General features: G+C 40.0%; 11 protein-coding genes. All 11 read left to right on the top strand.

Features of this window, described 5'->3' with window-relative positions; all coding sequences use genetic code 11:
- Positions 1-657, top strand: a 657-nt coding sequence (locus tag HN459_02750; protein ID MBT3478361.1) for an aminotransferase class I/II-fold pyridoxal phosphate-dependent enzyme, incomplete at its 5' end; no start/stop codon positions are given.
- Complete coding sequence (locus HN459_02745; protein ID MBT3478360.1) at positions 654-1,607, top strand: threonine/serine dehydratase; 954 nt, start codon at positions 654-656, stop codon at positions 1,605-1,607. The genes HN459_02750 and HN459_02745, both read left to right, overlap by 4 nt.
- Positions 1,604-2,539: an ornithine cyclodeaminase family protein gene (locus HN459_02740; GenBank protein MBT3478359.1), complete on the top strand. Its 936-nt coding sequence runs from the start codon at positions 1,604-1,606 to the stop codon at positions 2,537-2,539. Before HN459_02745 ends, HN459_02740 begins: the two co-directional genes overlap by 4 nt.
- Positions 2,540-2,745: 206 nt before the next feature.
- Complete coding sequence (locus tag HN459_02735) at positions 2,746-3,348, top strand: redoxin domain-containing protein (GenBank protein ID MBT3478358.1); 603 nt, start codon at positions 2,746-2,748, stop codon at positions 3,346-3,348.
- Positions 3,349-3,353: 5 nt separating this feature from the next.
- Positions 3,354-3,767 (top strand): universal stress protein, encoded by a 414-nt coding sequence (locus HN459_02730; GenBank protein MBT3478357.1) that lies wholly within the window; start codon positions 3,354-3,356, stop codon positions 3,765-3,767.
- A gap of 70 nt (positions 3,768-3,837) precedes the next feature.
- Positions 3,838-6,006 (top strand): carbohydrate binding family 9 domain-containing protein, encoded by a 2,169-nt coding sequence (locus HN459_02725; GenBank protein MBT3478356.1) that lies wholly within the window; start codon positions 3,838-3,840, stop codon positions 6,004-6,006.
- 22 nt (positions 6,007-6,028) lie between these two features.
- Positions 6,029-6,523, top strand: a complete 495-nt coding sequence (locus HN459_02720) for a hypothetical protein (GenBank protein ID MBT3478355.1) — start codon at positions 6,029-6,031, stop codon at positions 6,521-6,523.
- A 23-nt stretch (positions 6,524-6,546) separates the two neighbouring features.
- Positions 6,547-6,912: a hypothetical protein gene (locus HN459_02715; GenBank protein ID MBT3478354.1), complete on the top strand. Its 366-nt coding sequence runs from the start codon at positions 6,547-6,549 to the stop codon at positions 6,910-6,912.
- Positions 6,913-6,999: 87 nt separating this feature from the next.
- On the top strand, positions 7,000-8,259 hold the full coding sequence (locus HN459_02710) for a TolC family protein (protein ID MBT3478353.1): 1,260 nt from the start codon (positions 7,000-7,002) through the stop codon (positions 8,257-8,259).
- Between the two features lie 5 nt (positions 8,260-8,264).
- A complete protein-coding gene (locus tag HN459_02705) occupies positions 8,265-9,722 on the top strand; it encodes an efflux RND transporter periplasmic adaptor subunit (GenBank protein MBT3478352.1) in 1,458 nt (485 codons plus the stop codon).
- A 78-nt stretch (positions 9,723-9,800) separates the two neighbouring features.
- The coding region (locus HN459_02700) for an efflux RND transporter permease subunit (protein MBT3478351.1) at positions 9,801-11,248 on the top strand (1,448 nt) is incomplete at its 3' end.

The raw sequence follows: 11,248 nt of genomic DNA, 5'->3' as shown, positions 1-11,248 counted from the left end.
ATCTGTAATCCCAATAATCCCACCGGTTCTGTTTTACCCAAGGAAACTATTCATGCCATTGGTGAGATAGCCCAAAATGTGGGCGCATGGATATTGTCTGACGAAGTTTACCGTGGGGCAGAATTGAATCGAGAAGAATGTACTTCAGTTTGGGAAATTGATTATCCTAAGACTATCGTGAATTGCGGTTTATCCAAAGCCTACGGGTTGCCGGGATTGCGACTGGGATGGTCGCTCTCCAACGAGGAATATATACAGAAATGTTGGGCCACTCACGATTATACATCCATTGCCATTGGCCGATTGAGTGATATGATTGCGGCCCACGTACTCCTTCCTGATAATCGTATGAAAACATTGAATCGCACTCGAGATGCACTGACCAAAAACCTGGCTTTGTTTCAGACATGGGTAGATTTATTTCAAGGGAGGTTTAGTTTTATTCCACCGGATGCAGGTGCTATGGCATTTGCAAGTTATGACTGGGACATTAATTCCTCTGAACTAGTTGACAAGGTCCGTAATGAAGCCAGTGTTATGCTGGTGGCCGGTGATTGGTACGGTATGGATCATTATCTGCGGTTTGGTTATGGCGCTAAACAAATTGATCTTGAAGCAGCTTTAGACAGAATTACACCCGTTTTCAATTCACTATGATCTCGTTTCCCAAAGATGTAATAAGTGCGCATGAACGGTCTAATTCATATATTCGCCATACAGCCTTAGATCATTCTCCCTTTTTAAGTAATATCATTGATGGTGATGTTTACCTGAAATTGGATAATATTCAGAAAACAGGTTCATTTAAGTTTCGCGGTGCTATCAGTAAAATGACTGCTTTGACTGAGGAGGAAAAGTCCAAAGGTGTGGTAACCGCTTCCACAGGGAATCATGGTGCCGCCTGTTCTTTGGCTATGTCTATCCTTGGGATTAAAGGACAGATTATTGTTCCTAAAAATATTCATAAAAATAAAGTTGAGAATATTCTCAACTTGGGTGGCGAGGTGGAATATTTTGGCAATGACTGTATCAATGCTGAGGATCGTGCCCAAGAAATTTCAATCACTACGGGCGCCACGTACATTTCACCCTACAATGATCCAGATATTATTTGCGGTCAGGGGACCATGGGCGTTGAGATTTGGAATGAATTGGCACCTCTAGATTCAGTTCTTATTTCTGTAGGCGGCGGCGGATTAATTTCCGGTGTGGGAGGCTATCTTAAATCCATGAATGAAAATATTAATATAGTTGGCGTCTCGCCAAAAAACTCTTGTGTTATGTATGAATCCCTAAAAGCGGGACAACAGTTGGATTTACCTTCTAAGGACACCCTTTCAGACGGCACCGCCGGCGGTGTGGAAATAGGATCAATTACATTTGAATTATGTCAAAATATTATAGATGAATTTATTTTGGTTACAGAAGATGAGATTGCTGAAGGTGTCAAAGTCGGAGTGGAAAAACACCATCAACTCATCGAAGGAGCGGCCGGAGCGGCCATTGCTGGATTTATGCAATTGAAAGATAAATTTAAAGGTCAAACGGTGGTCATCGTTATGTGCGGTGGCAACATCAGTACAGAAGTTTTGAAATCAATTCTGTGATGCGAATTGTTAATCTAGAAGAGATCAAATCAGTTCTTCCCCACATCAATTTAGTGGAGGAGATCGAAAGGGGCTTCGCCGCTTATTCTAAGGGTGATGTGGTAGTGCCACCAGTAGGTGAGATGCATTTTGACGTACCACCCGGTGATGTCCATATTAAGTATGGTTATATCAAAAATGATGATGTATATGTTATAAAAATTGCTTCGGGTTTTTCTCGTAATTCTGATTTGGGCCTCCCAGGCGGCAATGGAATGATGTTGATTTTCAACCAAAAAACTGGTCAGCCGTTGGCAGTATTGAAGGATGAATCCTATCTAACGGATGTCCGTACTGCCGTCGCCGGTGCCATCTGCGCCAAACATTTGGCTCCAAAAAACGTGAAAAAAATTGGCATTATTGGCACGGGGGTTCAGGGTAAAATGCAGCTTAAATATTTAAACAGTATCATTGATTGTGAATCCGCCATTGTTTGGGGGAGAAGCAAGATATCCTTGTTAAAATATCAATCGAATATGAAAGATAGTGGTTATGAAATCACAACAACAATTGACATGGATCATATTATAGATCAGTGCCAATTGATTATCACTTGTACCGCGAGTGAAGTGCCATTGATCCATCGTGTAAAACCGGGAACCCACATTACTGCAATGGGATCGGATACAATGACTAAGCAAGAGTTGGCATCATCCATACTTTCTCAAGCAGACCTTGTGGTGGCGGATAGCAGATCCCAATGTGAATTAAGGGGAGAAATTCACCAAGCAATAAAAAATGGTTTTACCATGAATGATGTGGTTGAAATTGGCGAAATTATCTATGGAAAATGCAATGGCAGGAAAAATGATGATGAGATTACCATTGCGGATTTGACTGGCGTAGCAGTTCAGGATATACAGATTTCCAAAGCAGTTTTGAATTATTTATGAGACAAACCCATTGAAATATCCTTTTTATTCCCCTCTTTCAAGAGTGGTGTCCCAATTTATGAGACTGGGAGTATTATGTTATTTGTTTTTCAAAGATATTGTTTTTACCCTCGAAAAAAGTTTACTAAACCAATGGACGGAAGGTCCGATTTTGCAAATTGGAAAATATCCTGTAATATTAAGCACTTCAAAAGGGGAGAAATACAATGATTAAACAACTTAAAACATCAACAATTTTAGCACTTTTACTAACCTTTACTTTTGCCGGTGAATTGGAACTCGGAGCTTCCATACCGTTGGGAGATATTAAAATGACTGACATTAGCGGAAAGATGGTCAGTCTCAATGACGTAAAAATGGAAAATGGCTTACTAGTGAATTTCACCTGCAATTCCTGTCCATGGGTCAAGGCGTGGCAGGATCGATATAATCCTTTGGCGGTCGCCAGCGCTCAAAATAAAATTGGGTTCATTACGATTAATCCCAATGAAACAGCCCGGGATAATGGTGAAGGATTAAACGACATGAAGGCATTTGCCAAAAAATATGGTCACGATTTTCTTTATACAGTGGATGAAGGATCCAAATTGGCCTCAGCTTTTGGTGCCACCAAAACGCCACACGTTTATTTATTTGATGGAAAAGGTAAATTGGTTTACCGTGGTGCGATTGATGATAATGCTCGGAAGCCCAAAAAGGTGAAAGAGCCATATTTAATGAATGCAATTCATGCTGTGGGAAAAGGACAAATTGTTTCTGTAACTGAAACGAGGGCATTAGGCTGCGGTATAAAATTCGCAGAAAAATAAGGCTTATGGGATACAAAAATATTTTAGTGGGTCTCTGCGGTAGAGGTGACGAAAAAAAGGTTATAGAGGTTGGGATAAAAATGGCAAAGGATGGTGGAGGCAAATTGACCTTTATCCATGTGAATGAACCCCATGCCGGCGAAATGTCAATGATGATGGATGCGCCTCCTCCTAAATTTTCTGAAAGTGACATTTATGAAAGGGTGAGTGCCGTTAATGAAACTTCTGCGAATGATTGTACAATTACGATTATAAGTAGTGACTCAATTCCAAGGACGATAAGTAAGGCGGCGCTTGGTCATGATATTTTAATTCTTGGGCATCGAAAACAAAATTATTTTAAGAAAAATTTCTTTGATTCGATTGACGAGGGAATCTTGAATAAAGCCAATTGTCCCGTTCTGGTTGTTCCCAAATAAATCCAGATATCATTTAATAAATACATTTTACGTGAGCTAAATTTTCTGCCTTAATAATTAGCGGGATACCATGATTTTTCGGATTGCAATTCTTTCTTTCATAATTACATTATCGTTCCTGTTCGGGAATGATTCTATTATTGATCTTAAAACATTCCCTCGGCCAACGATGTATACGTCAGTTGTAAATGGGCACATCGTCCTGGATGGGCATGTGGATGAAGCGGCATGGATGCAGGCAGACTCCATTACAGAATTTTACCAATCTCAACCCAACCCGGGACACTTGCCAAGTGAGCGGACGGTTGTACGGGTACTATATGACAAGGATTATTTATACGTTTCGGCCGTGCTTTATGATTCGGAGCCGGATAAAATTATTATCGAAAGCTTGGAGCAGGATTTTGATTCCCAGAGTTCTGATGCATTCGCCCTTATGCTGGATACCTTTAATGATGACAAAAGCGGTTATGTGTTTTTATTCAATCCCGCCGGCGCCATTAAGGACATATATATTAATAATGACGGTACAAGTATGAACCGCGCCTGGGAAGGGATCGTTTATCCCAAAACATCCATCCACGATTACGGATGGGAAATTGAATTGGCATTTCCACTCACCAGTTTGCGTTTCAATCCCAGCGATGGGGAACAGGATTGGGGCATCAATTTCCTGCGGCGCGTGAGACGAAAACGGGAGGATGTTTATTGGAGTCCCATTGAACCATTTGAAAAACTTATTTCCGTTTCCAAGGGTGGTACGCTCAAAGGATTGCGGAATATTCAGCCCGGGCGGAATCTCCAGGTAAAACCATTTATTATTGGTAACCAGATTCGCGCCGAAGAAAAAACAAAAAATTCCGATGCAGGAATTGATGTGAAATTCAGCATTACGCCAAGCCTTACTTTGGATGCCACATACAATACTGATTTTTCACAAGTTGAGGCGGATGAAGAACGGGTGAACCTGACACGCTTTCCATTATTCTTTCCTGAAAAACGGGACTTCTTTTTAGAAAATGCCAGCTTGTTTGAATTTGGGGATATTTCCAATTATTTATACAGAATGAGCCCCAGTCGTTACCGGCGTTCTTTCTCAATGTTTCATAGCAGAAGAATTGGTCTAGAGGATGGAGAGCAAATTCCCATCACCGGCGGTGCACGTCTCAGCGGAAAAATTGGCAATTTTGATGTGGGTTATATCAACATGACTGCTGAAGGGACGGAAAATATACCTCAAACCCAGTTTAATGTTTCCCGTATTCGGGGAAATTTTCTGAAGAAATCAAATTTTGGTGCCATCCTTATTGATCGAAATTCCAATGGAGAGGATAGGGATCACCAATCCATGGGTTTGGATCTAAATTTTAATATTAACAAAATACTCATTTATACTTATTTTGCCCAGACTGAAAATCCTGAGACAGAAGGGGAGAATACTGCCGGACGAGTGGCGGTGGCTTATCGTGATAATAAGTGGGATCTTTCTGCTTATTATAAAAAGGTGGGCAGGGAATTCAGACCTCAAGTGGGATTCATCCAGAGGACAAATGTTGGTGAGTCTTTTGTAACTGCTGGGATTCATAAACGATATTCTTCCGGGCGATTTTTGAGTCTTAATCCCTACGTATTTGTAAATCAGTTTGATAATCTTGATGGATACATGGAATCCCGAAATTTAAAGGCCGGACTCGATATTCAATTCATGAGTGGTGCTATGCTTTTCTCGGGAATTATACGGTCAGAAGAAAACATTAAAACACCCTTTACAATCTATGGCGCTGAAGTCCCGGCGGATGAATATGTGTTCAATTCTTTGGGCCTTTATTATCGAGGGGATCGGACCAAGTTTATCACCATTAATGGTAATGCGAGTCTCGGTGATTATTTTCATGGCAAAAGAAATTCAGTAGGTATTTCTGCATCCATCAAGCGGGGGTATCGATTTAGTGTGGATATCGGTATGAATAAGAATATGGTTAAATTTCCTGACTCCACCGTAAATGCTGATGTTTATACTTTAAAGGTCAAATACAATCATTCGGTAAAATTATTGAATACGCTCTATTTTCAGTATAATGCCGCCGATGAGAAGTTGGTGTCCAATTTCCGTATGAATCTAATCCATGCACCATTGAGTGATCTCTTTCTGGTTTATTCCAATATTTCGGATTTGAAAGGGGTTGAGAAGAATAATGGCATGATTGCGTTGAAGTTCACCAAGTTGTTTGCTCTTTAATTTTTAACTTAATTTTAAAATTATGAATCCATCCAAATATTCAATTTGGCTTCTGCTTTCGAAAGAGGATGAAGCTTATATATCCGAAACTATACAATTATTAGGGGAAGAAAACGACGCCCCTATCTTTGAACCACATTGTACTTTATTCAGTCCTATCTCAGATCTGGAATTAGCAAAAGACATTATAAATGAAATCAAAATCAACCCTTTCCAGATCTCAACCAATGGTCTTAATCACTCTGACCTCATTTGGAAATCATTATTTATTGAACTAAAGACCAATATACAATTAACGATTATGAATCAATTATTCGACCAATCATTTGCGGTTGATTACGATTTCCAGCCACATATTAGCTTAATCTATAAAGAATTGAACATGGATACAAAAAAGACCATTATTGAAAAACTCACTGTAAAAAATTCCTACCGAATGAGTAGCCTTGCTATCGTTGATACAACGGGCCCTGTAGAGATGTGGGAAACGGTTCATGAAGTTTTTTTAAACAAATAGTATATTTTAAAGTAAATTCCTGTATGCTTAAACGCTCCATATCTATTGGATTAATCTTGATTATGGCTTTTGCCATGGCATCTCCGATTCTTCATATCGACTGTGATATGCCTTGTTGCGAGGTGAAAAAAGAAACATGTTGTGAGAACAAAAAGGCGATGAATAGTAATAAAAGCTGTTCAATGTCTGAGGCGAAATGTAAACATTCACAATTTATTCCTGTTATATCCGCTCCTAAATCAGATCAAAAATCTGCTCAAGTTGACATGACTAAAACAACATGCACTATGAAAATGGATGCACCCAAATGTCAACGCTCTCAAAAAACGGTTTCTCTAGACCGTTCGTCTGATTCTCAGGCGAAATTCTCCATACCTCTCCGCTTATAATATTATTCTAACCTAGGGCGATTGCGTCCATTTTTAGGGATCCGTATGTCTCGGATCTGTTGATTTTCTTCAACAATTAGGATAATTATGAATTTATTTTTACGACAAAAAAAACATATTAAACCGATTATCGCTTTGATGATTGGTACTTTTCCCTTGATGGCGATTCAGGGTGACCTGGACCTGTATATCCAAAAAGCACAGGAAAACAATCCTGTTGTTAAGAGTGCGTATAATCAATGGAAATCCGCAGAAACCAGTATAACCGCTGCCAAGGGATTACCTAATCCTACTCTTAATGTTGGTTATTTCCTCGAAAGTGTAGAAACAGCCGCCGGTCCCCAGCAATATAAGATTGGTCTAATGCAGAAATTCCCTTTCCTCGGGAAGCGGGGATTGCAGGGAAAAATCCAATCCTCAATAGCAGAAAATTCCTATTATAAGTATGTGGAACATCAATTGAAGCTTAATCACGCAGTTCGATCTACATGGTATGATTATTACTACTTAGTGCGTGTAACAGAATTAACCGAACAAAATTTTAAATTGATCCAAAATTGGGATGGTGTTATTCGTTCAAAATATGTGACGGCACGGGCTGGTCATCCAGACTTGATCAAAACACAGATTGAATTAATACAGCTTGAAGATGAATTATTTACATTAGAGAATAAAAAGATACCAATTCTTGAACGGTTTAAATCCTTATTGAATGACCCTTCATTGATGGATATCGTCGTTCCCGATTCATTAACATTTGAATTAGCTGAATTGGATGTATCTATAGTTAAAGAGAAAATCCTGAAAAACAACACCACTGTTTTAGGCGCAAATGCAGATATAGAAATGCAAAGATACCGAGTTAAACGGTCCAAGTTGAATCGAATGCCGGATATTGCTTTGGGTGTCGAATCAATTACCACAGGTGAAAAGGAAGGTAGTGCTTTTAGCGGGAAAGATCCACTGGTGGCAAAAATATCGTTGGATATTCCCATTTGGTTCAGAAAAACGAATGCAGAAATTGCATCAGCGAATTTTGCATTGAATGGCGCTGAAGCTCGGGCCGTGTCTATCCAAAATGAATTAAATAGTGAATTGGAAATGGTTTTATTTGACCTGGAGGAATCCAGCCGTCAGATTCGTTTATATAAGGATGTTCTTATTCCAAAAGGATTGGAATCCCTTGGCGCATCAGAAATTGCATATCGGGGAGATAACATTGAATTTATTTCTTTGGTTGATGCACAACGCCGTCTACTGAAATTTCAAATGAAATATGAAAAAGCATTGGTGAATTATTTGAAGGCAACATCCAAACTATCAGTCATAACAGGGGAGAAGATATGATGAATATGAAGAAAATTTTAAACGATTACAAAATAACCATTGGTCTAGTTGTGGTTGCATTTTTAATAGGATCTTGGTTTTCGGGTGAAAACATCCCATCTGAAAATGTGAATCATAATACTCATAGTTCCACATCCCAAGTGTGGACATGTTCCATGCACCCCAATGTGCAACTTCCTGAATCGGGTCAATGCCCCATTTGCTTTATGGATTTGATTCCATTAGAAAAAGAAATTGGTAGTGGAATTAATCCTAATCAGCTTTCCTTGTCAGAAGATGCGGTAAAATTAGCTGATATTGAAACGGTTGCTGCGATCTATGGAAAAGCTGAAATGGAAATTCAATTGTCAGGTAAAATTGCTTATGATGAATCTCGGATTGGGAATATAACTGCATGGGTATCGGGAAGAGTCGAGCGTATGTTTGTGGATTATACAGGAATTACCGTGAATAAAGGGGATCACATGATTGAACTATACAGCCCTGACCTCTACGCAGCTCAAGAAGAATTAATCCAGGCGCGTAAAATATTAGGTATGGGTTCTTCTCAATCCCCATTATACCAAAAATCTATGGAATCAAATCTGTTGGCAGTACGGGAAAAACTCCGCTTAATGGGATTGGTAGATGAACAAATAAAAGCGATTGAAATGGGTGAATCTCCTTCCGATGTAGTCACAGTTTATAGTCCAATGTCTGGCGTGGTGATTCAAAAAAATAGTGTTGAAGGTGCCTATGTAAAAACGGGGACCAATATTTATACCATTGCCGATTTGACCAGGGTATGGATTATTTTGGATGCCTACGAAACAGACTTACCATGGTTGGCATTCGGGCAGGATGTATCCTTTACTACCGGCGGAATTCCTGGAAAGACTTTCGCGGGGAGAATCGCATTTATTGATCCTGTGGTTGATGAAAAAACACGAACAGTTAAAGTGCGTATTAATGTCGCGAACTCTGATGGTGAGTTGAAGCCGGGCATGTTTGTACATGGTTCAATTCAAGCATCTATTGGAGGTGAGGGGAAAGCGATTAATCCTGAATTGGCGAATAAATGGGTATGTCCTATGCATCCGGAAGTGGTTCAATCCAAGTCCGGCAGCTGTCCCATCTGTGAAATGGATTTGGTCCAATCAGAATCCATGGGCATCGTCCACACGCCGGGCCATCGTCATGATAGTTTATTAATTCCCGCCAGCGCCGTTCTCAAAACGGGTAACCGAGCCATTGTATATGTAAAAGTGCCAGTGGATGAACCAACATTTGAAGGTCGAGAAATTGTCTTAGGACCAAGAGTCGGCGATCAATATGTGGTGAAATCCGGATTAGTGGCAGGTGAGGAAGTGGTTGTTAAAGGGAATTTCAAAATTGACAGCGCCATGCAAATTTCCGCAAAGCCCAGTATGATGAATGCGAGCCTTGATTTGGAAAAAGCGCAACCCATGAGTCATCAGCATTAAGCTAAATATAATCGCGATTTATAGAACTTTACAGAAGTTTGAAACTTCCACAAAGTTGTAAAAAGAAAGAATTAAAACATGTTAGATAAGCTGATCCATTACTGCCTCAACAACAAATTAGTTGTGGGTATCTTTTTAAGTACAATGGTGGTTTGGGGTACAATGGTGTCACCCTTCGATTTGAAAATTAGTGCTTTACCTCGAGATCCTATACCCGTGGATGCGATCCCTGACATTGGTGAAAATCAACAAATTGTATTTACGAAATGGAGTGGTAGAAGTCCCCAGGATATTGAGGATCAAGTTACCTATCCGTTAACCACTGCTTTGTTGGGACTTCCCGATGTTAAGACGGTTCGATCTTTTTCCATGTTCGGCTTCTCAACCATCTATGTCATATTTAACGAAGAAGTGGAGTTTTATTGGTCCCGTTCACGGATTCTTGAAAAACTGAATTCACTTCCATCTGGTACGCTACCCCAAGGTGTCCAACCGTCTCTAGGCCCAGATGCAACTGCCTTGGGACAAGTGTTTTGGTATACACTCGAAGGACAAGATGTAGATGGCAATTCCACGGGTGGTTGGGATTTACAGGAATTACGTAGTATCCAGGATTGGACGGTGCGATACGCCCTTCAATCTGCGGATGGCGTGGCAGAAGTGGCATCTATTGGTGGATTCGTAAAAGAATATCAAATTGATGTTGATCCCATCGCCATGCGGGAACACGGCATTCAATTGATCGATGTATTTAATGCCGTTCGTCAATCCAACTTGGATGTGGGTGCCCGTACGATTGAAGTGAATCGAGTAGAATACATGGTGCGCGGTTTGGGCTTTATCAAATCATTGGATGATATTGAATATACCGTAGTTAAATCCCTTAATAATGTACCCATTTATATCAAGGATGTTGCCCATGTTGCATTGGGGCCAGCACTTAGAAGAGGTGTTTTAGATAAAGAAGGTGCCGAGGCAGTAGGCGGTGTTGTGGTGGCGCGATATGGGGAGAATCCACTGGCAACAATTAAAAGTGTTAAAGAAAAAATAAAAGAAATTGCCCTGGGATTACCCAAAAAGACCTTGCCAGATGGAACCGTAAGTCAAGTGACAGTCGTACCATTTTACGACCGTACAGGGCTTATCTATGAAACATTAGGCACATTGAAACATGCATTGCAGGATGAAATATTGATTACCATCATTGTGATATTGGTGATGGTTATGCATTTTCGTACATCATTACTTATTTCCAGCATGCTGCCTCTTACCGTGCTCATGGTATTTGTAGGTATGAAATTATTCAAAGTGGATGCGAATATTGTTGCATTGTCAGGAATTGCCATTGCTATCGGAACTATTGTTGATATGGGTATTGTGGTAATGGAGAATATTTTAAAACATTTAGAGAAAGCAAAAGAAAAGACTAAAGAAGTTATCTTTAATGCAGTTTCGGAGGTAAGTGGGGCGGTCGTTACGGCCGTATCAACTACAGTTATCAGTTTCTTGCCTGTATTTACGATGAT

It is taken from the genome of Candidatus Neomarinimicrobiota bacterium (assembly GCA_018647265.1).
Lineage (GTDB): Bacteria > Fidelibacterota > Marinisomatia > Marinisomatales > TCS55 > TCS55.
The sequence above is the reverse complement of the archived record's forward strand: the minus strand, read 5'-3'. Positions and strand labels throughout refer to the sequence as shown.

What these genes read in the sequence shown, in the direction of transcription:
- HN459_02745 (MBT3478360.1), top strand. Translation starts at nt 654, where the DNA reads ATGATCTCGTTTCCCAAAGATGTAATAAGTGCGCATGAACGGTCTAAT.
- HN459_02735 (MBT3478358.1), top strand. Translation starts at nt 2,746, where the DNA reads ATGATTAAACAACTTAAAACATCAACAATTTTAGCACTTTTACTAACC.
- HN459_02730 (MBT3478357.1), top strand. Translation starts at nt 3,354, where the DNA reads ATGGGATACAAAAATATTTTAGTGGGTCTCTGCGGTAGAGGTGACGAA.
- HN459_02725 (MBT3478356.1), top strand. Translation starts at nt 3,838, where the DNA reads ATGATTTTTCGGATTGCAATTCTTTCTTTCATAATTACATTATCGTTC.
- HN459_02720 (MBT3478355.1), top strand. Translation starts at nt 6,029, where the DNA reads ATGAATCCATCCAAATATTCAATTTGGCTTCTGCTTTCGAAAGAGGAT.
- HN459_02715 (MBT3478354.1), top strand. Translation starts at nt 6,547, where the DNA reads ATGCTTAAACGCTCCATATCTATTGGATTAATCTTGATTATGGCTTTT.
- HN459_02710 (MBT3478353.1), top strand. Translation starts at nt 7,000, where the DNA reads ATGAATTTATTTTTACGACAAAAAAAACATATTAAACCGATTATCGCT.
- HN459_02705 (MBT3478352.1), top strand. Translation starts at nt 8,265, where the DNA reads ATGAAGAAAATTTTAAACGATTACAAAATAACCATTGGTCTAGTTGTG.